The organism is Arthrobacter sp. sptzw42, assembly GCF_059089685.1.
In genome coordinates this window covers 261,649-283,291 of sequence record NZ_JBNHEX010000003.1, presented here as the reverse complement: position 1 = coordinate 283,291, position 21,643 = coordinate 261,649, and the positions used below count along the sequence as shown (strand labels likewise).

At 65.0% G+C, this 21,643-nt stretch carries 19 protein-coding genes; 14 read left to right on the top strand and 5 right to left on the bottom strand.

What is annotated here, in order from left to right; all coding sequences use genetic code 11:
• Positions 1-58 precede the first annotated feature (58 nt).
• The 5 genes from AC5RT4_RS05395 to AC5RT4_RS05375 all read left to right on the top strand — a co-directional run bounded on the left by AC5RT4_RS05395 (position 59) and on the right by AC5RT4_RS05375 (position 6,361).
• Positions 59-988 carry a hypothetical protein gene (locus AC5RT4_RS05395; RefSeq protein ID WP_494105074.1) on the top strand — a complete coding sequence of 310 codons (930 nt, stop codon included), beginning with the start codon at positions 59-61 and terminating at the stop codon, positions 986-988.
• 90 nt (positions 989-1,078) lie between these two features.
• On the top strand, positions 1,079-2,494 hold the full coding sequence (locus AC5RT4_RS05390) for a hypothetical protein (protein ID WP_494042136.1): 1,416 nt from the start codon (positions 1,079-1,081) through the stop codon (positions 2,492-2,494).
• A gap of 182 nt (positions 2,495-2,676) precedes the next feature.
• Positions 2,677-3,030, top strand: coding sequence for a SpoIIAA family protein (locus AC5RT4_RS05385; RefSeq protein ID WP_494105073.1), 354 nt, complete (start codon positions 2,677-2,679; stop codon positions 3,028-3,030).
• A 172-nt stretch (positions 3,031-3,202) separates the two neighbouring features.
• A complete protein-coding gene (gene katG, locus AC5RT4_RS05380; RefSeq protein ID WP_494105072.1) occupies positions 3,203-5,497 on the top strand; it encodes a catalase/peroxidase HPI in 2,295 nt (764 codons plus the stop codon).
• Between the two features lie 102 nt (positions 5,498-5,599).
• Positions 5,600-6,361: a glycosyltransferase family 2 protein gene (locus AC5RT4_RS05375; protein ID WP_494042133.1), complete on the top strand. Its 762-nt coding sequence runs from the start codon at positions 5,600-5,602 to the stop codon at positions 6,359-6,361.
• Here the strand turns inward: AC5RT4_RS05375 and idi are convergent, their stop codons facing one another.
• On the bottom strand, positions 6,362-6,907 hold the full coding sequence (gene idi, locus AC5RT4_RS05370) for an isopentenyl-diphosphate Delta-isomerase (RefSeq protein ID WP_494042132.1): 546 nt from the start codon (positions 6,905-6,907) through the stop codon (positions 6,362-6,364).
• A 35-nt stretch (positions 6,908-6,942) separates the two neighbouring features.
• Between idi and AC5RT4_RS05365 the strand changes: the two genes are divergently transcribed.
• From AC5RT4_RS05365 to AC5RT4_RS05340, 6 genes are read left to right on the top strand one after another with little or no spacing between them, the layout of a single operon-like run.
• On the top strand, positions 6,943-8,013 hold the full coding sequence (locus tag AC5RT4_RS05365; RefSeq protein WP_494105071.1) for a polyprenyl synthetase family protein: 1,071 nt from the start codon (positions 6,943-6,945) through the stop codon (positions 8,011-8,013).
• Entirely contained in the window at positions 8,010-8,924 is a 915-nt protein-coding gene (locus tag AC5RT4_RS05360; RefSeq protein ID WP_494105070.1) for a phytoene/squalene synthase family protein, read from the top strand. Before AC5RT4_RS05365 ends, AC5RT4_RS05360 begins: the two co-directional genes overlap by 4 nt.
• Complete coding sequence (gene crtI / locus AC5RT4_RS05355; protein ID WP_494105069.1) at positions 8,921-10,528, top strand: phytoene desaturase family protein; 1,608 nt, start codon at positions 8,921-8,923, stop codon at positions 10,526-10,528. The genes AC5RT4_RS05360 and crtI overlap by 4 nt, the downstream gene beginning before the upstream one ends.
• Positions 10,528-10,872 (top strand): lycopene cyclase domain-containing protein, encoded by a 345-nt coding sequence (locus AC5RT4_RS05350; protein ID WP_494042128.1) that lies wholly within the window; start codon positions 10,528-10,530, stop codon positions 10,870-10,872. Before crtI ends, AC5RT4_RS05350 begins: the two co-directional genes overlap by 1 nt.
• The gene (locus AC5RT4_RS05345; protein ID WP_494042127.1) at positions 10,869-11,195 is read left to right on the top strand and encodes a lycopene cyclase domain-containing protein; all 327 of its coding nucleotides are present in this window, start codon (positions 10,869-10,871) and stop codon (positions 11,193-11,195) included. Before AC5RT4_RS05350 ends, AC5RT4_RS05345 begins: the two co-directional genes overlap by 4 nt.
• Complete coding sequence (locus AC5RT4_RS05340) at positions 11,192-12,055, top strand: prenyltransferase (RefSeq protein WP_494105068.1); 864 nt, start codon at positions 11,192-11,194, stop codon at positions 12,053-12,055. The genes AC5RT4_RS05345 and AC5RT4_RS05340 overlap by 4 nt, the downstream gene beginning before the upstream one ends.
• Before the next feature lie 60 nt (positions 12,056-12,115).
• Here AC5RT4_RS05340 and rlmN read toward each other — a convergent pair whose 3' ends face one another.
• Positions 12,116-13,357 (bottom strand): dual-specificity RNA methyltransferase RlmN, encoded by a 1,242-nt coding sequence (gene rlmN / locus AC5RT4_RS05335; protein WP_494042125.1) that lies wholly within the window; start codon positions 13,355-13,357, stop codon positions 12,116-12,118.
• A gap of 110 nt (positions 13,358-13,467) precedes the next feature.
• Positions 13,468-15,420 carry a glycosyltransferase gene (locus AC5RT4_RS05330; protein WP_494042124.1) on the bottom strand — a complete coding sequence of 651 codons (1,953 nt, stop codon included), beginning with the start codon at positions 15,418-15,420 and terminating at the stop codon, positions 13,468-13,470.
• A gap of 192 nt (positions 15,421-15,612) precedes the next feature.
• Between AC5RT4_RS05330 and opgC the strand changes: the two genes are divergently transcribed.
• Entirely contained in the window at positions 15,613-18,090 is a 2,478-nt protein-coding gene (opgC, locus tag AC5RT4_RS05325; protein ID WP_494105067.1) for an OpgC domain-containing protein, read from the top strand.
• A gap of 90 nt (positions 18,091-18,180) precedes the next feature.
• Here opgC and AC5RT4_RS05320 read toward each other — a convergent pair whose 3' ends face one another.
• Positions 18,181-19,029, bottom strand: a complete 849-nt coding sequence (locus tag AC5RT4_RS05320; protein ID WP_494042122.1) for an aldo/keto reductase — start codon at positions 19,027-19,029, stop codon at positions 18,181-18,183.
• Between the two features lie 153 nt (positions 19,030-19,182).
• Positions 19,183-20,067 carry an NAD-dependent epimerase/dehydratase family protein gene (locus AC5RT4_RS05315; RefSeq protein ID WP_494042121.1) on the bottom strand — a complete coding sequence of 295 codons (885 nt, stop codon included), beginning with the start codon at positions 20,065-20,067 and terminating at the stop codon, positions 19,183-19,185.
• 193 nt (positions 20,068-20,260) lie between these two features.
• Between AC5RT4_RS05315 and AC5RT4_RS05310 the strand changes: the two genes are divergently transcribed.
• Together AC5RT4_RS05310 and AC5RT4_RS05305 are read left to right on the top strand one after the other, a co-directional pair.
• The gene (locus AC5RT4_RS05310; protein WP_494105066.1) at positions 20,261-21,247 is read left to right on the top strand and encodes an aldo/keto reductase; all 987 of its coding nucleotides are present in this window, start codon (positions 20,261-20,263) and stop codon (positions 21,245-21,247) included.
• A gap of 113 nt (positions 21,248-21,360) precedes the next feature.
• The gene (locus AC5RT4_RS05305; protein WP_494042119.1) at positions 21,361-21,537 is read left to right on the top strand and encodes a CsbD family protein; all 177 of its coding nucleotides are present in this window, start codon (positions 21,361-21,363) and stop codon (positions 21,535-21,537) included.
• Positions 21,538-21,643 lie beyond the last annotated feature (106 nt).

The window sequence follows — 21,643 nt, the reverse complement described above, 5'->3', positions numbered from 1 at the left end:
GCCGTCGTCATATTCTGGGACGGTCGTCTGAAGCAGACATTACCGGGGGGTGGTGCACGTGACTGGAACCAGTTCTCTGTGGCGTACCCTTCGGCCGACCCTCTTGGCAGGGGCAGCCGCCCTCACGTGGCTCACAGTGTCGTCCACTGCTGCCAGCGCTGACACGCTTCCTGAGCCTTCGTCGCTGCTTGGCAGTGTCACATCCTCGGTGGCATCCGTTGGCGAAGTGCTGCCCGCCCTGTCGCCAAGCGTCGAAACGGGCCGTACGCCCGCATCCGTTCCGAACGGACTGCTGCAGCCCGCAGCGGCACCAGTGGCCGGCGCCGTCGACAGCCTCATTACTTCGGTACCCGTGGTCAACCATGTTGTGCCGGCAAATACTGTCTCTGCCGTTACGGCACCTGTAACGGCTGTCGCCGATAACGTGGCAGCCGGGGCCATTGGCGCGGTGGTATCACCGCTGACCGAAGCTGTTCCCGTTCCGGAACCTGTGGTTCAACCCATTACCGATCTGGTTGGCGGTATCTCACCCCTGCCTGGCGACCTCCCGGAGCTCCCGCAACTTCCGGCCGCACCGGATGCGGAACCGACTGCCGAAAATACTGGCATCAGTGACGGCACTGCGGTACCAGAATCGATCCCAAGCTCCGCTGGTCCTGTGACCGCCGAAGACCCGGAATACACCGCCGCTCCGGCGACGTCCGAACCTGCATACTTCGCGTCCTATCCCACTTCCGGCGTAAACCCGATAGCAGTGGTGGGCGTGCAGACGGTTCCCTCCGGCGGGTCGCCTTACCCTGCCCATGCTCCTGCTCCCCCTGCCTCAGGCGGCGGCAGCAGCACGGCATCGGGAACAGGTTCCGGTCCGGCAGCCTGGCTGGACGCCTTCATTCTTCAGCTCCCCCTGGCGGGCAACAGCCTGCTGGGCGAATACGCCAAGCACGCTCCTTCACCGGTGTTTTTCGACCCCGGTTCCTCTCCTGATTAGTTGAGTGCCCACTGCCGCACGTGTGGCAGAACACGGCTAACGGGTTGCTGATCCAGCGCCCGACCTCAACTACTTCAGGAGAAACGAATCATGAGTACCAACCTTCGCAGGGGGCTGATCGGCACCCTCTTTGCCGGCGGGCTGCTTGCCCTGAGCTGCACCGCAGCCAACGCTGCAGACGCCACCACCGCACCCGAAACCCCTCAGGCCGGCCTCGCAGTTGCCGCGGACGTGAACTTGGGCCTGGGCGGCATCACCGAAACTGGCGCCACCAACGGCAGCATTGCTGATGCAGCGGTAGCCGCCGACGTCGCCCTCAATCTCGGCAGCGTGACAAATACCGGAAACGCCGGCAGCCTCGTTGACGCAGCCGTTCTTGCCGACGTCAACCTCGGAAGTCTGACGGGAACCAATGGGACCCACACAGACGCTGGCGTACTCGCCGATGTCGACCTCAACCTCGGCGGCACCAACGGCACCGGCACTGCGCTCCCCGATGGCACAGTCCTCGCAGACGCAGCGGTCAATCTCGGCGATGTCACGGGCACAGGCAACACCGGCAGCCTCGACGCAGCCGTTCTTGCCGACGTTAACCTCGGTCTTGGAAACGTGACGGGCACCAATGGGACCCTCGCCGACGCTGCCGTACTCGCCGATGTCGACCTCAACCTCGGCGGCACCAACGGCACCGGCACTGCGCTCCCCGATGCCACCGCCGTCGCAGACGTAGACGCAGCGGTCAATTTAGGCGATGTCACGGGCACAGGCAACACCGGCAGCCTCGTTGACGCAGCCGTTCTTGCCGACGTTAACCTCGGCCTGGGCGGCACCAACGGCACCGGCACCACCATCCCCAACACCGACGTCCTGGCAGACATCGACCTCGACCTCGGACTCGGCGGCACCAACGGCACCGGCACCACCGTCCCCAACACCGACGTCCTCGCTGACATCAACCTCGACCTCGGACTCGGCGGCACCAACGGCACCACCGTCCCCAACACCGACGTCCTCGCTGACATCAACCTCGGCCTCGGCCTGGGCGGCAGCAACGGCACCGGCACCACTGTCCCGGGGAACACCGGAGACGTGAATGTGGACGTTGATCTGGGAGTTGGTATTGGTGGTTCCGGCAACGGGACAGAAGTTCCCGGCGGCGGAACTGGCGGCACCGGAACTGTGGACCCGGGCACGGGCGGCACGGGCACTGGCGTAGCTCCCGGAACGGGCACTGGCGGCACCGCAACAGTTGCCCCGGGAGCCGGCATCAGCGTCGTTACCCTGGTCTCCGGCACCACCAACTCTGAGGCTAAGACCAGCGCTGGTTCAATCAGCGCTGGAGGCCTCGCGGCCGGCAACGCCGTCAATGCTGCTTCAGCAGGCAATGCACAGACGCAGGGCTCCAGCGCCCTGGCCAACACGGGTGCCGACGCTTCACTGCTCCCGTTTGCCCTGGTCCTTCTGATTGCTGGCCTGCTGCTTCTTATGAAGCGCCGCTCAGCCTAGCCTGCAGCAGGAATAATAACCGACAGGCATCAGGACTGCCGGCATAAGTGCAAGCAGCCCTGCACAGGATAAAGGTCCGGTGGTGGACGCAGGTTCGCCACCGGACTTCCTGCTGGGAGCCCGGAGCCTGTCCCTGATCTTCATAACCCGTCACGATTTAGAACACCGCAAGGAACAACACTGTGCAACACCAGGAATGGTTTACGGCTTCGAAGGATAACGGCACGCTGCAGCTGCGATGGGCTCCACGGACTTTCGTCACCTACGAGATCGCCGTCGAAGCTGCCAATGCGCTAGCCGGACTTAGCAGCAACCAGCCCCTGCCGCTCCTCGTCGACATCACCGGCGTCACGGGCCTCGCCCCCGAAGCCCGGGCCGGGATGAATGCCTACAGCGGGTTCTCGACTGTTGCACTCGTTGGCGACCATCCCATGGGCACGGTAATCGCCGGTTTCGCCCGGCAGTCGACAACTCCGACACGGTTTTTCACTGACGAAACAGAGGCGCTCCGCTGGCTTTCGGGCCATACCCTTTAGCCTCCAGGCGCCTGCCGGCGTCGACGCGCCGGCTCGGAGCCGCAGAAGAAACAGGGCCCGTTTCTCTCATCGCGGACAGGGGTTCTCCCCGGCCTTCCTGTCCATGTTCAAATGGGAAGGTTGAACCGGCCGCCGAGTCCGCTCCCGGCCTCGGCCACATGGAAGGAAGCATATGACCGATCCCCAGGAACACCCCCCGGTTCCCACCCCTGGAAGCGCCCAAGGCCTGGACAGCAAGGTTGAGGGCGGATGCCCCGTTGCCCATGGCAGCGTGACCTCGCACGGCAGCGAGAGCGAGAACCCGGCGATTGACTCGCCCCAGCCGAAGGGGCACCGGCCGCGGACCGTCGCCGACTGGTGGCCCAACCAGCTGGACCTCTCGGTGCTCCACGCCAACAACCCCAAGGGCAACCCGCTTGACCCGGGCTTTAGCTACCGTGAGGAATTTCAGAAGCTCGACGTCGAGGCACTGAAGCAGGACATCACTGAAGTCCTGACCACCTCCCAGGACTGGTGGCCCGCGGACTTTGGCCACTACGGCGGCCTGATGATCCGCTTGAGCTGGCACGCCGCCGGCACCTACCGCGTCTATGACGGCCGCGGCGGCGCAGGCGACGGCAGCCAGCGGTTCGCGCCGCTGAACAGCTGGCCGGACAACGCCAACCTGGACAAGGCCCGGCGTCTGCTGTGGCCCGTGAAGCAGAAGTACGGCCAGCAGCTTTCCTGGGCAGACCTGCTGGTCCTCGCTGGCAACGTAGCCCTTGAGTCCATGGGCTTCAAGACGTTCGGCTTCGCCTTCGGCCGCGAAGACGTGTGGGAGCCCGAAGAGATCTTTTGGGGACCGGAGGACACCTGGCTGGGCGACGAACGCTACATCGGCGAGGGCCAGATGTCGGAGGAGGTCGGCTCCACGGAGATGGGCCTGATCTACGTCAACCCCGAGGGGCCGATGGGCAACCCGGATCCCAAACTGGCGGCAGCCTTCATCCGTGAGACCTTCAAGCGGATGGCGATGAACGACGAAGAGACCTTCGCGTTGATCGCGGGCGGCCACACCTTCGGCAAGACCCATGGTGCGGGCCCCGCGGATGCGCACGTGGGCCCCGAGCCGGAGGGCGCGGACCTTGAGGCGCAGGGCCTTGGCTGGCTCAGCACCTACGGCAGTGGCAAGGGCGGCGACACCATCACCTCCGGCCTCGAGGTCACCTGGACGGACAAGCCCACCGAGTGGAGCAACCGCTTCCTGGAGATCCTGTTCGAGTACGAGTGGGAGCTGGTCAAGAGCCCCGGCGGCGCCCACCAGTGGGTTGCCAAGGACGCCCCGGCCATCATCCCGGACGCGCACGACCCCGACAAGAAGCACCGTCCCACGATGCTGACCACGGACCTGTCACTGCGCGTCGACCCCGCCTACGAGGCAATCGGGCGGCGCTTCCTGGCGAACCCCGATGAGTTCCAGCTGGCCTTCGCGAAGGCCTGGTACAAGCTCCTGCACCGTGACATGGGACCGGTGGGCCCGCACATGCTGGGGCCATGGGTCCCGGAAGCGCAGCTCTGGCAGGATCCCGTTCCGGCTGTGGACCACGAGCTGATCAACGAGCAGGACATCGCCTCGCTCAAGGCATCGCTTTTGGACTCGGGACTGTCCGTCTCCCAGCTCGCGACCACCGCATGGGCCTCCGCGTCCACCTACCGCAAGACCGACAGGCGCGGCGGCGCAAACGGGGCACGGATCCGGCTGGAACCACAGCGCGGCTGGGAAATTAACGAACCTGAGCAGCTTTCGACGGCGTTGCAGGCAATTGAGCGCGTGCAGCAGCAGTTCAACTCAGCTCAGGCCAACGGCAAGAAGGTTTCTCTTGCCGACCTGATCGTCCTCGGCGGCTGCGCCGCTGTGGAGAAGGCCGCGGCCGACGCCGGGTTCCCCGTCACCGTGCCGTTCCGCCCGGGACGCACCGATGCCGCCCAGGAACAGACCGACGTCGACCAGTTCCAGTACCTGCAGCCGCGGGCAGACGGGTTCCGCAACTACGTGCGCCCCGGCGGGAAGCTCCCGCCGGAGACCCTCCTGCTGGACAAGGCGTACCTGCTGGACCTCTCCGCACCCGAAATGACGGCACTCGTCGGCGGCATGCGTGCGCTCGGAACCAACGTGGGCGGCTCGGCCCACGGCGTCCTCACCGACAAGCAGGGAGTACTGACGAACGACTTCTTCGTCAACCTGCTCTCCCCCGGCACCAAGTGGAAGGTGTCGGAGGCGGAGGAGAACGTCTACGAGATCACGGACGTGGCCACCGGCGAGCTGAAGTGGACTGCCACCCCGGTGGACCTGGTCTTCGGCTCCAACTCCCAGCTCCGGGCATTGGCCGAGGTCTACGCAAGCAATGACGGCCGCGAGAAGTTCGTCAACGACTTCGTGGCCGCCTGGGTGAAGGTCATGGAGGCTGACCGCTTCGACCTGCGCTAACCCCCGGGTTACTAACGAAGCGTCCGGTCCGGCTGCAACTGCGGCCGGTCCGGGCGCTCCCCGCAGGGGCATCGGCCGCATGCCCGCGGCTAGGATCAGGACATGCTGTCCCTGTCAGTGGTGATCCCGTGCAAAGACGACTCCATCTTCCTGTCGCGCTGCCTGCAAGCCCTGGAAGCCCAGACGGTGGCCCCGCTGGAAGTCATCGTTGTGGACAACAATTCCGCCGACGACAGCGCGAAAGTAGCCACCAGGTACGGTGCCCGGGTACTTCACGAAGCAGCGCCCGGCATCGCCGCCGCTGCTTCTGCCGGTTACGACGCCGCCCTTGGTGACGTGATTGTCCGCTGCGACGCAGACACCATTCCGCCGCCTGGCTGGCTGGAACGCATCGCTGCCCGCTTCACCCGTGAGCCAGAGCTGGCGGTCCTCACGGGGCCCGGCGACTTCTACGACGCCGGCCCCATCCGTTCCAGGCTCGCCGCACTCGCTTACATGCAGGCGTACTTCGTTCTCATGGGCTTCGCGATGGCCCATTGGCCGCCCTTCGGATCGAACTGCGCCTTCCGGCGCGAGGATTGGGAGGCTGTCCGCGGCCGGATCCACCGTGACGATGTGGGCGTGCACGACGACGTCGACCTCGGCTTTGCGCTCGGCCCCACCCAACCCACGGCCTACGACCGCCGGCTCCGGGTGGGCATTTCGGCGCGCTCCCTGGCCGGGGGCGCTGCCGGGCGCCGCCGCTTCCGGCGTGCGTTCCACACACTCGCCCTGCACTGGCGCGTGGCACCGCCGTGGGAACGTTGGAAGGTAACGCTCGGCGCCCGCCGCGAGCGCCGTCGTCGGACACCACTGCAGCGGTGATCACCGCGTAGTTGAGCTGAACCTCGCGGGATAGAGCAGCGGCAGTTGGAGGGTCAGCCACGGGCTAAAGGCCCACGGCGCCGCAGCGACAGCAGCGGTGACCTGCAGCGGATCGGCCCACTGCCACTCCATGACCTCGTCATCCCGAGGGTTCAGGGGGGACGCGGCTCGGGCCGTGTAGACGGGGCAGATTTCGTTTTCGACTACTCCTGAGGCGTCCACTGCCCTGTACCGGAAGTCCGGCAACCGGAGCTCCAGGGACTCCAGGCGAAGCCCCAGCTCATACCCGGCCCGCCGCGCCACTGCGTCTTCGGTAGTTTCCCCCGGGCCTGGGTGTCCGCAGAACGAGTTGGTCCAGACGCCGGGCCACGTGCGCTTGGACAGGGCGCGCCGGGTGATGAGGATGCGGCCGTCGTCGTCGAACACATGCGCCGAAAAGGCAAGGTGCAGTGGCGTGGAGGTGGAGTGCACTGTTTCCTTGGCCTGGGTTCCGACGGGCGTGCCGTCATCGGCAGCCAAGACAACCAGTTCCGGCGTGTGGTTCATTTCCCTCCAAAGGTCCTCGCGTGTTTACTTTACCTATGGACAAGGAGACCACGCTGTCGAGTTTCTTCGACAGCCGGCTGGTGGACGACGTCCTCACGTCCTTTTTCGCCCGGTCCAAGTCCCGCGCCGAAGCAATGCACCCGGACTACCTCGCCATGTGGGAGCACCTCGAAGCCTGCACGGTGGGCGGGAAGCGTTTCCGGCCCCGCCTGGTCATGACCGTCTACAGCCTGCTCGGTGGCCGCGATATGGCGACGGCGGCAACCGTCGCCGCGTCCTTCGAACTGTTGCACACCGCACTGATTGTGCATGACGACGTAGTGGACCGTGACTTCGCCCGCCGCGGGGTGCCCAACGTCTCAGGCACCTACCGCAACCTCGCCGCAGCAAGGGGAACCGGCCCATCCCGGGCAGAACATACGGGCCTGTCAGTCGGAGTAATTGCCGGTGACCTTGCCCTGTCCAACGCCTACCGGCTCCTGGGGGAAGTGGACGCGGACCCCGCCACCCGGCAGCAGCTGGCTGACCTTCTCGACGAGGCCATCTTCGCCTCCGCCGGCGGCGAATTGCTTGATGTGCTTGCTCCGTTGGACCCCAACCCCCAGCCCGTGGACGACGTGCTGGATATGGCGCGGCTGAAGACGGCCGTCTACTCCTTTGAGGCTCCGCTCCTGGCCGGAGCAGTCCTTGCCGGCGCTGAAGACGGACTGCTGGGCGCGCTGGGCGAGTTTGGCCGCTGCATCGGCACCGCGTATCAGGTGGCCGATGACCTGATTGGAGTCTTCGGGGACGAATCGCGGACCGGCAAAGTGGGGTGGAGCGACCTGCGGGAGGGAAAGCGCACCGCGGTGATCTCCTATGCGGCGGCGCAGCCCCAGTGGCCCCGGATCGCGGAGCTGCTGTCCGCCCCGGACCTCACCGCCCCGGGCGCGGCGGAGGTCCGAGGACTGCTGATCGACTCCGGTGCCCGTGACCGGACCATGCAGCTCGCCGCCGATCTTACTGACCGGGCGGAACAGGCACTTGACCAACCGTGTGTGCCGCAGGCTATCCGGGACGGCCTGGCACCCATCACCGGGGCTGTCACTGAACGGATTGCCGCATGAGCCAGGACCGCGACGCGTTGGCAGAGTACACGAGTACTGCCATGAGGGCCTCCGCTGTGGTGTTGCGCTCCTACTCCACCTCCTTCGGGCTGGCTTCCCGCCTGTTCGGCGACAGCGTGCGCCGCCAGGTGGAGTCTGTGTACGCGCTGGTGCGGGTCGCGGATGAAATTGTCGACGGCGTCACCTCCGCCGCAGGCCTGGAACCTGCCGAGACCCGGCGGCAGCTCGATGAATTCGAGCGGGAAACGGAACGCGCCCTGGCCCTGGGGTACAGCGCCAACCTGGTGGTCCACGCCTTTGCAGACACCGCGCGCCGGACGGGCATCGGCACGGACCTCACCCGCCCGTTCTTTTCCTCCATGCGCGCTGACCTTGACCAGGTGGAGCACACCCCGGAATCTTTCGCCGAGTACGTTTACGGGTCCGCCGAAGTGGTGGGCCTGATGTGCCTGAAATGCTTCCTGCACGGGCAAGCCGTGAATACCGGGGAAAGGGAGCGGCTGGAGCGCGGTGCCCGGCACCTTGGCGCCGCCTTTCAGAAAGTCAACTTCCTCCGGGACCTCGCCGAGGACTTCACGTCATTGGGCCGCAGCTACTTTCCCGGCGTCTCCCCCGCCAACTTTGACGAGGCGCACAAGAAGCAGCTCCTGGCCGACATCGACCATGATCTGCAGGAATCCCGTGCCGTGCTGAGGCAACTGCCGCCGTCCAGCCGGCGTGCGGTGGCCCTTGCACAGGAACTCTTTGCAGAACTTGCCGAGCGGATCCGGGCGACGCCCGCGCCGGAGCTGATCCGCGCCCGGGTCAGCGTCCCGAATACCGTGAAGGCGCGGATCGCCGTCGCCGTCCTCACCGGCAGGCGTGGACTGGAACCGGCCTCCCCAGACACCAGCCGGGTAGGGGCACAGTGAAGGCAAGCACGCCCGCCGGAACTGCCGTCGTCGTCATCGGCGGCGGCATCAGTGGCCTGGCCACCGCCGCGCTGCTGGCCGCAGAGGGCTACCACGTCACCGTGCTCGAGAAGCAGGACGTTGTAGGCGGCCGCGCATATTCCTGGAGCGAGGACGGCTTCCGGTTCGACGCCGGTCCTTCCTGGTATCTCATGCCCGACGTGATCGACCACTACTTCCGGCTGCTGGGAACCTCTGCCGCTGAGCAGTTGGACCTGGTGAAACTCGATCCGGCGTACCGGCTGGTCTCTGAAGGGTTCAGCGATCCCGTAGACGTGCCGGGCGGGCGGGGCCGGGTGGTGGAACTCTTCGAGCGGCTGGAACCCGGTGCCGGCGTCCGGCTGGAGCGGTACCTCGATTCCGCGGCCGATACCTACGCCATGGCAACCCGCCGGTTCCTCTACTCCACGTTCGAGTCCTATGCCTCCTTGCTGACGCCGGACGTGCTGGGCCGCCTGCCGCGCCTTGCCCGCCTGCTGCTGGAACCGCTGCACAGCTACGCCCGGCGCTACGTGTCGGATCCCCGTTTGCAACAGATCCTCGAGTATCCGGCAGTGTTCCTCGGAACTTCGCCGTTCACCGCGCCGAGCATGTACCACCTGATGAGCCATTTGGATCTCGACGACGGCGTGCTCTACCCCATGGGCGGGTTCGCCCAGCTTGTGGACGCTTTGGAGCGGCTGGCCAGGAGCGCCGGTGTCACCATTGTGACGGGCGCTGAAGTGCTCGGGATCGACACCACTCCCACAACCTCCCGGAGACGCCCAGCGGCGGTGCGGGGCGTGCGCTACCAGGCCGGTGACGGGACCGAACAGACTTTGGCAGCGGACGTCGTCGTATCCGCTGCGGACCTGCACCACACCGAAACCGAGCTCCTCCCCCGGAACCTGCAGACCTACCCCGAGCGGTACTGGTCACGGTCCACCGCCGGGCCCAGCGCCCTCCTCCTTTACCTGGGCGTCCGCGGTGAACTGCCCCAACTGCAGCACCACACCCTGCTCTTCACCAAGGACTGGGAGGAGAACTTCCGGGCGATTTTCGGCAAGGACACCTTTGTCCCCGCGCCCGCGTCCCTGTACGTGTGCAAGCCCAGCGCCACCGATCCCGCCGTTGCCCCGGATGGACACGAGAACGTCTTCGTCCTGGTTCCCATCCCCGCAGACCCCGGCCTCGGCGGCAGCGGTGATGACCGGCTCGAACGCGTGGCGGACGCTGTGATCCAGCAGCTCAGCGACTGGGCCGGAATACCGGACCTCGCGCAGCGGATCGTGTTGCGGCGCAGCTACGGCCCCGAGGACTTCCGGCGCGACTACCACTCATGGAAGGGCACCTCGCTGGGACCGGCGCACACGCTGCAGCAAAGCGCTTTTTTCCGCGCCGGCAACGTAAGCCGCAAGGTCCAGGGGCTGTACTACGCGGGCGGTTCCACCATTCCGGGGATTGGCATTCCCATGTGCCTGATCAGCGCCGAACTGGTCATCAAGCGGCTGCGCCGTGACCTGAGCACAGGTCCCCTGCCGGTGCCGCTGCGCCCGGGCAGGGTGCGGGAGAACACGGACGCGTGATGCCTGCCGCCTACTTACTGTTCCTGCTCGTGTCGCTGGGCTGCATGGTGCTTCTTGACCAGCGCCTGCGGTTGTTCTTCTGGCGTGATGCCCGCCGGGCAGCTGCCGTGCTCATAGCCGGGCTGGTGTTCTTTTTGGCGTGGGACCTGGCGGGAATCGGGCTTGGTATTTTCTTCCGCGGACACAACGAGACGATCGGGATCGAACTCGGCCCGGAGCTGCCCCTGGAGGAACCCATCTTCCTGGTCTTCCTCACCTACCTCGTGATGAACCTCTTCCTGCTGTTCCAGCGGGGCCTCCAGGCCCGGTCGCGTCCAACCGAAAGGGTGAGGGAACGCTCATGACCTACTGGGCGCTGAACTCGGTGTTCCTTATCGTGGCTTTTGTTGTGGGCATTGCAGCGGTGACCGTGGGACTGCGGGGCCGGGGCCGCCGCATGGCACTCGGGGCAGCAGGCTGCACCACCGCCGTCGTGCTGGTCCTGACGGCCGTGTTCGACAACCTGATGATCGCCGCCGGGCTCTTCACCTACTCCCCCGACCATACTTCGGGTGTCTCCGTGGGCCTGGCACCGCTGGAAGACTTCGCCTACCCGGTGGCCGCGGTGCTTTTGTTGCCCTCTTTATGGATTCTCCTGGGCCAGGGCGCAGAGCGGCGGCGGGCATGAAGACCCTGCGCACGCTGCTGGTCTCCTCCCGCCCGCTGTCCTGGGTGAACACGGCCTTTCCATTCGGAGCGGCCTACCTGTTGACCTCTGGGCAGATCGACCTTGCTTGGGTGATCGGAACCCTGTACTTCCTGATCCCCTACAACCTGGCGATGTACGGGATCAACGACGTCTTCGACTACGAATCGGACCTCCGGAACCCGCGCAAGGGAGGTGTGGAAGGCGCTGTGCTGGACCGGACCATGCACACCATCACCCTCCGCGCCGCGATTGCCACCAACCTGCCGTTCCTCGCGGCGCTCGTGCTGCTCGGCGGGCCGGCCTCGTGGCTGGTGCTGGCCGTCAGTATTTTTGCAGTGGTTGCATACAGTGCGCCCGGGCTGCGCTTCAAGGAGCGCCCGTTCCTTGATTCGGTCACGTCCAGCACGCACTTTGTGAGCCCAGCGGTTTACGGTCTGGTGCTGGCACAGGCAGAGTTCACAGGGGCGTTGTGGGCGCTGCTGGCTGCCTTTTTCCTTTGGGGCATGGCGAGCCAGGCGTTCGGTGCTGTGCAGGACATCGGCGCCGACCGCGCCGGCGGCATAGCGTCGATCGCCACCGTCACCGGCGCCCGCGCCACGGTTCGGTTCGCCATCGCCGCTTACCTGGCTGGCGGCGCACTGATGCTGTTCACCCCATGGCCGGGACCGCTGGCAGCGGTCCTGGTGCTGCCGTACGTGATCAGCATACTGCCGTTCGCTTCCCTTGACGACGACAAAGCTGAACTTGCACACCGGGGCTGGGAGCGGTTCCTGTGGCTGAACTACGGGACCGGGTTTTTCGTCACGATGCTGCTGATCTGGTACGCGGCGGTCCGCTGACAGGTACTCCCGGGCCGTGAATCTGGTCCGGAAGTTTGGGCCGCGGCTGGGCCCGCGGTTCTAGTCGGCGGCGGCGAGCTGGCCGCAGGCGCCGTCGATCTCTTTGCCGCGGGTATCCCGGAGGGTGCAGGGCACGCCTGCGGCGCGGAGCCGCTCGATGAACTCCTGCGCCACCGGCTTGTCAGAAGCGGTCCAGATGGAGCCGGGGGTCGGGTTGAGCGGGATCGGGTTCACGTGCACCCAGCCGCGGCCGCGCTGGTTAAGCTTCTTGGCCAGCAGGTCCGCACGCCAGGGATGGTCGTTCATGTCCTTGATCAGCGCATACTCGATGCTGACCCGGCGGCCGGTCTTGCGGTAGTAGTTGTAGGCCGCGTCCAGCGCCTCGTCCACCTTCCAGCGGTTGTTCACCGGGATCAGCTCGTCACGGAGTTCGTCGTCCGGAGCGTGCAGGGACAGCGCAAAGGTGACAGGCAGGTCTTCGTCAGCGAGCTTGCGGATGGCCGGGACGAGGCCCACCGTGGAGACAGTGATGTTCCGGGCAGACATGCCCAGGCCCTCGGGTGAAGGGTCCACGAAGCGGTGGAGGGCAGCCATCACGCGCTTGTAGTTGGCCAGCGGTTCGCCCATGCCCATGAACACGATGTTGGTGACCCGCTCGCCGTCGTGCTCGTTCTCGCCCAACTCGCCGGCGGCGATGGCGCGGTTGGCAGCGACTACCTGGTCAACAATCTCGGCGGTGGACATGTTGCGGGTCAGGCCGGCCTGGCCGGTGGCGCAGAAGGGGCAGTTCATTCCGCAGCCGGCCTGGGAGGAAACGCAGAGGGTGATGCGGCCGGGGTACCGCATCAGCACGGACTCCACGAGCGCACCGTCAAACAGACGCCAGAGGAACTTGATGGTGTCCCCCTTATCGGTCCGCAGGCGGCGTACCTCAGTGAGCAGCGGCGGGAACATTTCGGCGACGAGTTCCTCACGTCCGGCCTTGGGCAGGTCACTCATGGCGTCCGGGTCCGTGGTCCAGTGCTGGAAGTAGTGCGTGGAAAGCTGCTTCGCCCGGAAGGCGGGCACGCCAAGCTCCTTCAGCTTCGCGGCGCGCTCGGCCAGGGTCAGGTCCGCCAGGTGCACCGGCGGCTGCTTCACGCGCGGGGAGGCGAACTGGAGGAGCGGCCGGCCCTCGGCAGTGCGTGCCTGCTCCCAGCCCTCGGCAGTGGGACGGACCTGCGGGCGGGTGCTGTCAGCAGCCTCGCCCTCCCCTGCGCGGGGGCGGACGGGAGTCTGGGAGGAAGGAGTGGGGGAAGTCATCCTATCAATGATCGCATGCTGGTTTTCATTTGGGGAATCGGGGCGCTATGATTCCGCTCTCGCTGGAGCGCGAGCCGGCTGCAGGCAACTCCGCGGGCACCGGGTGGGTCCTATCGTTCTGCCGGTGTGGCTGCTTCTTCCGGGACGTATCCGTCGTAGCGGACGGCCTTGAAGAGCACGCTGAAAACCACCAGGTCGTAGATGACCCAGGCGACGTTCACGAGGGTGCCCAGCGGTTCGTTCATGCCCAAGGCGAGGCGGACCAGGCCGATCACGCCGGCGCCGGCGAGCATTCCCATGGCGATGAGCTGTGGCCGGATGAGGTGCCAGTCGCGGCTGTTGCCTTCCTTCACCTTCGGCGTGACGGCGAACCCGAGAGGCCGCCCGAACCAGACGTTGCGGGCCGCGGTGGTGCAGGCCTTGATCCAGGTGGGGAACAGGGCCAGGGAGTACTGCTGTCCCCGCCATGTTTTCGCGCCGCGGCCTGCGTAGGCAAAGAGGATCTGGTTGGCCACCATGAAGGGGATGAACCTGATGAAGAAATCGGTGCTGAGACTCGTGACCGGCAAGATGCCCAGGACCAGGTAAATAATTGGGGCCGCGATGTAGACGACGGCGGCGAACCCGGACAGGTAGCTCCACATGGTGGCGAAGTACATCAGCCGCTGGGCGCCGTTCATGCCTTTCTTGGTGAGGGGGTTTTCCCGGAGCAGCACCTGGATGGTGCCCTGGGCCCAGCGCAGCCGCTGGGTGAGCATGGTTTTCAGGTCCTCCGGTGCCAGGCCGAGGGCCAGGATCTCGTGGTGGTAAACGCTCTTCCAGCCGAGCGAGTGCAGGCGCATGGAGGTGGCCATGTCCTCGGTGACGGAGATGGTGGCCAGCGGCATGAGCGGCTGCGCCTCATCGCCGCGCTCCACGGAGATCGCTTCCAGAACCGCCTGCACTGATTCGAGCGCACCCAGCGGGGACCATTGCCGGGAGGACAGTTGCGCCACCGCATTGTCCACTTCCTCGGGGGACAGCTGCCCATGCCCGGCGTCCAGGTCCATAGCCCGGATCTCGGCGAGGTCTGCCTGCAGGGCGGAGAAGTCCGCGGCCACGAGCTCTGCAACGGCAGCGTCCACCGTGCGGCGCAAGTCATAGGTGATCTCGCTGTACGATCGCCCGGACTTGAGGTCCGCTGCCGCTTTTGTGGTTGCCCGTTCCACTTCGTCAAGCAGCCGGGCGACCGTGGGATTGGCGGCCTGGGTGGATTTGCGTGCATGACGGAGCGCTTTTCGGGAGCCATTCAGGGCGCTGCGGATGTTCCGGTCGACCTCGGCGACGTACCCGGCAAGGCCCAGTTGCATGAGCGCCTCACGCCGCAGCAGCGCGTTTGAGCCGCAGAAAAACGCGGCATTCCACCCGTCTTTGCCCTGTTGCAGTGGCCCGTAGAACAGCGGCGCCTGGCTGCCCAGCGGATCGTCGTCGGGAACGTTGATGAACCACTGCGGGGTCTGGACCAGGGCGACCCTCCTATTGTTGAAGTATCCCAACGTTCGGTCGAGGATCTCCGGTTTCGGAATCTGGTCGGCGTCCAGGATCATCATGAACTCGCCCTGGGTCATCATCAGGGCGTTGTTGAGGTTGCCGGCCTTGGCGTGGCGGGGGAGGCTGGAAGTCCAGTCAGCACTGCGGGTCAGGTACCCCACACCGTGCTGCGCAGCTGCTTCCCGCATTTCCGGCCGCGCACCATCATCCAGAATCCAGGTTTTGTGGGGATAGCGGATCCTTTGGGCAGCCAGTGCGGTGTCCATTACCATCTCGATTGGCTCGTTGTACGTGGTGATGAAGACATCCACCGTCAGTCCGGGAGGGGCTTCCGGCGGTGTTCTTTCCCTCAGCCGCCACATCGTCAACCCAAACAGGCACACGTCGATCAAACTGTACGTTTCGGCAAGCACCAACGGCACCGCAATCCACCACGCCGACCAGTTGAGGGACTCCAGCCACCGCCAGGCCACATAGTTGACTCCAAGGATTACCGTGAGCACCACCAGCAGGCGAAGCACGAAACGATGCACGCTATCCCTCCTGTATACGGCCGGGCGTGTACGCAACCGGGCAACGAGATCCGATGCGCTCCCCTCGACGTCATCAGGCGCCGGGAACCGGCGCGGTAGTCCACCAGCCTAGTCCAGGCCACCGGTTTGCAGACAGGGGCAACAGGGAAAGGGCAGGATAGTACCTACTGCCAGTGGACTCTGAGGGAGAACATGACTTTCAACCTGCGGCGGTTCCCGCCCCTGCCGATGCTCACAGCGCTCTTTGTCCTCCCGCTACTGACGGCGTTGCTTCTGACCACTGCTGCACCCGCCCGGGCTGCCAGCCCGTCGCCACCCGGGGCATCAGGTGGGGGCCCTTACCTTGGTGCGCTGCTGGATTGGTCCACGGACTCACCGGCCGCCTACGAGGAACGGCTCGGGACCCCGGCTGCGCTTTACGGCCGGCCGGTGCAGTTGCCCATGAGCGAGCAGGAACAAGGGTTCCTGCGTTCATACTTTGGCCAAGTCGCCGCCCAAGGGGCCCAGGCGTTGCTCACAGTACGGCCCGACGTTCCATTGACGGACGTTGATGACCCCCTGGCCTCGGCACTGGCAGCGCAGGTTGCTGACGCGGCCCAGGGCTATGAAGGTACCGTGTTCATTCGTTTCGCCCCGCTAATGAATGCCACCTGGGTACCTTGGGGGCAGCAGCCCGAGGCCTACCGGGACGCCTTCCGCGTCCTCAGCGCGGCAATGGATGACGAACTCGGGGATCCGGTGATGGTCTGGTCCCCCACAGCGGCTGAGGACTACCCCTTCCGGGCTCCCTCCCCCACCTCGCCTGCGGGCGGGGCCCTTGGGGCACTGGATACTGACGGCAACGGGGAGTTCAACTTCAACGATGACGCCTACGCCCCCTACTATCCCGGTGACGACGTCGTTGACTGGGTAGGGCTGTCCGCCTACCACGACAAAACTGACGGGACACTGGAGCCCAATACTCTGCCTCAGCCCGGAGAGTTCGAGGCGCTGCTGGGCCCCGCCACCTCCGCCGGGGCCGCCGCGGAAAACTTTTACGGCGCCTATGCCTCCGCCCGGAACAAACCCTTGATGGTGGAGACAGCAGCTTTCTACAGCCCCGACGTCAGCGGCGGGCCCACCGAAACGGACATCAAAAACAATTGGTGGGACCAGGTGATGAAAGCACCTGGCAACGGATACGACCGGATAGAAGCGGTGGTGTGGAACGAAACGGCCGAGCAACGCCAGCAGGGAACAGTCGCAGTGGACTGGCGATCCACGCACACTCCCGACCTGGCCGGCGCTTTCGCCCAGCGCATCACAGCCACTGGTACGGTAACCGGGCCGGTCTTTGAGCAATCAACCCTGGACGGGGCGGCGGCGCCTGCCACGGGAACCGTCCTTAACGGATCCGCCGCGTGGGTAACAGCTGCCGCCGGCCTTGCCGGGGCCCTTGCCCTGTGCCTGCTGCCCCTCTGGGGTCCGGTGCGCCGATGGGCCTATGCGGTCGATTCCCCCCGCGACGCCAGGATCGACATGCTGCGCGGGGCAGCCATCATCTTCGTCGTCGTAAACCACGTAGGACTTACCTCATTCTTCCAACTGCTGACTCAGGAAACCATCGGAGTGGTCTCCGGAGCCGAACTGTTCGTACTCCTATCCGGAGCCGTCCTGGGCCTGGTCTACGGCCCCCGGGTCAAAGACAATTTAGGTGACGTGGTGGACCACACCAGCAAACGGGCGTGGAAACTTTACCTCACCGCACTGGCGGTCGTGCTGCTCGTCTTCGCCCTGAGCCGCCTGCCATTCCTGAACGCCACCGCCGTCACCACCTTCACCGACCAGGGCACCGGCGCAACGGGCGCCGGGGGCGTAGGGTCCACCTACAACCTGTACGCAGGGATGGAGTCGCTGTTCCAGTTTCCCGTCCCCGACTACCTCATACCGTCACTGCTGCTGCTGCAGTTGGGGCCCTGGCAATTCAACGTCATGGGCCTCTACGTGATCCTCCTGGCCATCAGCCCCCTGGTGCTCGTAGCACTCAGCCGGGGACGGGCCTGGCTGGTTCTCACCATTAGCCTGGGGCTCTACGCCGTGGGAACCATCACCCAGTTCCGGCTGCTGCCCTCACAGTTCGAGGATTCCTTCCCGCTGCTGGTCTGGCAGGTGCTGTTCGTCCTGGGCATGGTCGCCGGCTACTACCGCGGCCAGATCGTGGCCTGGTTCTCCCATCACCGGCAAAGAACGCTGCTTTGGGCATGCGTCCTCCTGACGGCCGCCCTGGCGATCTTCTCCTGGACCAGCACCTACTACTCAAACGCCTACGATGTCAGGCTGGCGCTGCTGCCCGAACAAACCTTCCGCACCATCTATGAGGGCTTCTTCGAACGCACCTACCTCGGCCCCGGCCGACTGCTCAACGTCCTGCTGATCATCATCACCGGGTACGCCCTGCTCAGCGCCTACTGGAAACCACTTGAGCGGGCCCTCGGCTGGTTCCTCATCCCCCTTGGCCAGGCAACGCTCTACGTCTTCATCCTCCACGTCTTCCTGATCCTCGCCGCAGCGAATATCCCGGCGCTCCGGCAAGATGACATCTGGCTCAACACCGCCGCCTACGTGGTGATCCTGGCCGTTCTCTGGGTCATGGTCCGGACCCGCTTCCTTTTCCGCGTAATTCCACGATAAGACCCACTTCCTGGCTATTGCACAGGTCGTTGCCCCAACGCTGTTGCAGACGGGACTACGGCGATAGCGGCTTGATTAGTTGTCCGCTGCCTACATTTGGCTGTGCGCGGCCACGGCTGGATCCGCGCCGACACGGGCGCCGGACTCCAGTCCCGTGATGCCCGCCAACTCGGTGGGGGTGAGCGTGAGACGCACGGCTTCCAGGTTTTCCCGCATACGTGTGGAATCCGCTGACTTCGGGATGACGATTGTGCCTTGTGCGAGGTGCCATCCCAGCAATATCTGTGCCGGGCTGACACCGTACTTGGCCGCAAGTGACTTGACTGCAGCTGCCGTGAGGTCTGCGCCCTGACCCAGGGGACTGTACGCCTCCACGGCGATGCCGAGGGAGCGGCTTGTCGCGGACAGTTCCTCCTGCTGGAAGGTGGGGTGGATTTCGATCTGATTGACGGCCGGAACAACATCGGACCCTGACAGGAGCGTGTCCAGGTGGTCGGCCAGGAAGTTGGAGACGCCGATTGCGCGGGCCTGGCCGTCGGCGTAGAGCTTTTCCATTTCTTTCCATGCCTCCAGGAAGAGTCCCTGAGACGGTACGGGCCAGTGGATCAGATAGAGGTCCACGTAGTCGACCCCCAGAGCCAGGGCACTGTTATGGAACGCCTCTTTTGCTTTGCCCTGCTCGCCGTTGCGCAGCTTGGTGGTTAGGAAGATCTCCTCCCGGGGGATCCCCGACGCGGTAATTGCTGCCCCAACGCCGGCCTCATTTCGATAGGCGGCAGCCGTGTCTATGTGGCGGTAACCAGCTTCCAGGGCATCCTCGACAATGCGCTGAGTCTCCTCCGGCGGAACCTGAAATACGCCGAATCCGAGCTGCGGGATCCGGACGCCGTTGTTGAGGGTTACGGTGGGGACCGTTGTTCTTTGTGTTGGAAACGTCATTGTTTTCTTCCGTTGGTTCGGTTGGATGCACTTGTAGGAAATGCACTGGAGAGCCCGGCAGGAGTCTGTCTACGTGCGGTTACGCCTAAAGCATTCCGGCGGGTGTGACAAGGGACCGGCGGGAGTGCATGCTAGCACTCACTCCCGCTGAGGTCAGCGGTTGATCAACTGTCCTTCGGCGTCGAGGTAGTCACGCCAGGAACGCTTCGCCGTCCAACCGAGCATTCGTTGGGCTTTCGCGCTGGAGATGCCCGACGCATCGGAGCGGTCAAGGCCGCGCAATTCGATGCTGTCCCCGTAGTACTTGCTCAGGATCTCGGCGAAGTCGTGGCCGCCAACATTGTCAGGGGCAGCGATGTAGAAGACCTCGTGTCCGGGCAGGTCTGACTCCGTGGCCAACACGATGGCGTCGGCGAGGTCGTAGACGTCGATGTAGCTCCATAAGTTGGGGCTGAGGACCGACGCATCACGGATTTGCGGTCCGAGGTTTATCTGGTAGTTGCCCTCGAACTGGACCCAGCTGGGACGGATGGAGATGCACTGGACGTCCGAGCGGGCGATCGCCGCGTCCATGAGCTGCTCGCCGAAGTGCTTGGAGAGCGCGTAGGGGTCCTGCGGGTGGATCGGGTGCTCCTCGTCCACGGGGGCGTAGTCCGGGAGGAAATCCCGCTCGGGAAAAAAGAAGCCGGGGACAGTCTCACTGGAGATGTAAACAAAGCGCTTCACGCCAAATCGAATGGCGGCCTCGAGAACGTTGAAAGTCGCCATGAGATTGGTTTGGAATACAACGTGGGGCGGATGACCGGTGGGTTCGGGGATCGCAGCGATGTGTACCACGGCATCCACTCCACGGACGACGGCGTACGCTTCCCCTGCGTTGGTGAGGTCAGCCATCATGTACTTCGGAGTGCCTTCAGGCTTGCGCTCGAAGCCGGGACGGGTCAGATCGGTGGTTAATACTTCGTGCCCGGCGTCGATCATCGCCTGGGTAGCGGCCCGACCGACCTTTCCATGGGCACCAGTGATGAGGACCTTCATAATGTCTCCTAGATGGCGCCTAAATACATAGTTTATTGCCTGAACTATATGCGAGTAATGAATCAAGGTCAATGCCCGGCGCTTGATCCCGGCGGACTCCCCCTTACTAGGTTCTGTCGTTGACACCGCAGGGCGCCTCTCCCTAGGCTCCTGCCAGTGTGACCCCAGGATACGGAACCGAGAGGACAGTGCTATGGACCAGGACAACAGGCAGTTACGGGATCGGCTTGGGCGGTTAGGCTTCGGCGGCACCGGCGTGGGCAACCTGTACCGCTCCATTCCGGATGGGCAGGCTGCAGCAACGGTGGAGGCGGCATGGGACGCCGGCATCCGCTACTTCGACACCGCACCCCACTACGGGCTGGGCCTGTCCGAACGGCGGATAGGTGAAGTCCTTGGCAACAAGCCACGGGAAGAGTTTGTCCTCTCCACGAAAGTGGGCAGGGTCCTCGTCCCGTCACCTGCAACCAAGGACACAAAGGACCCTGACGGCTTCGACGTACCGGCCTACATGCGGCGTGAATGGGATCCTTCGGAAGCAGGAGTGCGGCGCAGCATCGAAGATTCGCTGGAACGGCTGGGCCTTGAGTACATCGACATCGCCTACTTGCACGACCCCGACGTCTACAGCATGGAAGACGCCGTGAGCTCCGCGCTGCCCGCCCTCGAAAAGCTCCGGGCCGAGGGCCTGGTGCGGGCCATCGGCGTCGGCACCAACACCGCCGGTGCAGCACTGCAATGCGTCGAAGCGGCGGACCTTGACCTCCTCATGCTTGCCGGTCGGTTCACCATGCTGGAACAGCCCGGCTCAGACGGCCGCCCCGGCGAGGGACTGCTGGACCGCTGCCTGGAACTCGGCACCGGGATGGTGAGTGTCGGCGTCTACAACTCCGGCATCCTCGCCAAGCCGGAACTGCCCTCGGACGCGCACTACAACTACTCCCCGGCAAGCGAAGGGGTCTTGGAGCGGGCCCGGCAACTGGCCGGCGTCTGCAAGGAACACGGGGTCGAACTTCCTGCTGCCGCCATCCAGTTCCCGTTCCGGCACCCCGCCGTCGTCAACGTCACGGTTGGCGCCAGCAGGCCCGAACAGATCAGCGAAAGCGCCAAGCGTTTGTCCACCAATATTCCGGCTGAGCTGTGGCAGGACCTCCGGCAACGGGGGCTGGTCAATGTATGAGTCCAGCTCAGGGGTTTCTTTCGGAATCCAGGGATCCCGCAGGGAGCCAGCGTAGGATAAAACAGTAAGCCGTCAGCGTGATGCTGGCGGATTCCGACCGAAGGAGAAACACCATGGGTTTGGACGACAAGATCGGTAATGCAGCCGAGAAGCTGGGCGGCAAGGGCAAGGAAGCCGCTGGAGAAGCTACCGGCGATGAAAGCCTGAGGGCCGAAGGACAAGGCGATCAGGCCAAGGGGGACCTGAAGCAGGCCGGCGAGAAGATCAAGGACGCTTTCAAGAAAGACTGACTTCCCGCTGCAGGAAGGGCGCTGCTCCAACCGGAGCGGCGCCCTTTCCCTTTTCCTGCGGGTTTCCCGGGCCTCTCCCTACAGACAAGTGGACTCCTCGGTATTA

What these genes read in the sequence shown, in the direction of transcription:
- AC5RT4_RS05390 (WP_494042136.1), top strand. Translation starts at nt 1,079, where the DNA reads ATGAGTACCAACCTTCGCAGGGGGCTGATCGGCACCCTCTTTGCCGGC.
- katG (WP_494105072.1), top strand. Translation starts at nt 3,203, where the DNA reads ATGACCGATCCCCAGGAACACCCCCCGGTTCCCACCCCTGGAAGCGCC.
- AC5RT4_RS05375 (WP_494042133.1), top strand. Translation starts at nt 5,600, where the DNA reads ATGCTGTCCCTGTCAGTGGTGATCCCGTGCAAAGACGACTCCATCTTC.
- idi (WP_494042132.1), bottom strand. Translation starts at nt 6,907, where the DNA reads ATGAACCACACGCCGGAACTGGTTGTCTTGGCTGCCGATGACGGCACG.
- AC5RT4_RS05365 (WP_494105071.1), top strand. Translation starts at nt 6,943, where the DNA reads ATGGACAAGGAGACCACGCTGTCGAGTTTCTTCGACAGCCGGCTGGTG.
- AC5RT4_RS05360 (WP_494105070.1), top strand. Translation starts at nt 8,010, where the DNA reads ATGAGCCAGGACCGCGACGCGTTGGCAGAGTACACGAGTACTGCCATG.
- AC5RT4_RS05350 (WP_494042128.1), top strand. Translation starts at nt 10,528, where the DNA reads ATGCCTGCCGCCTACTTACTGTTCCTGCTCGTGTCGCTGGGCTGCATG.
- AC5RT4_RS05345 (WP_494042127.1), top strand. Translation starts at nt 10,869, where the DNA reads ATGACCTACTGGGCGCTGAACTCGGTGTTCCTTATCGTGGCTTTTGTT.
- AC5RT4_RS05340 (WP_494105068.1), top strand. Translation starts at nt 11,192, where the DNA reads ATGAAGACCCTGCGCACGCTGCTGGTCTCCTCCCGCCCGCTGTCCTGG.
- rlmN (WP_494042125.1), bottom strand. Translation starts at nt 13,357, where the DNA reads ATGACTTCCCCCACTCCTTCCTCCCAGACTCCCGTCCGCCCCCGCGCA.
- opgC (WP_494105067.1), top strand. Translation starts at nt 15,613, where the DNA reads ATGACTTTCAACCTGCGGCGGTTCCCGCCCCTGCCGATGCTCACAGCG.
- AC5RT4_RS05320 (WP_494042122.1), bottom strand. Translation starts at nt 19,029, where the DNA reads ATGACGTTTCCAACACAAAGAACAACGGTCCCCACCGTAACCCTCAAC.
- AC5RT4_RS05315 (WP_494042121.1), bottom strand. Translation starts at nt 20,067, where the DNA reads ATGAAGGTCCTCATCACTGGTGCCCATGGAAAGGTCGGTCGGGCCGCT.
- AC5RT4_RS05310 (WP_494105066.1), top strand. Translation starts at nt 20,261, where the DNA reads ATGGACCAGGACAACAGGCAGTTACGGGATCGGCTTGGGCGGTTAGGC.
- AC5RT4_RS05305 (WP_494042119.1), top strand. Translation starts at nt 21,361, where the DNA reads ATGGGTTTGGACGACAAGATCGGTAATGCAGCCGAGAAGCTGGGCGGC.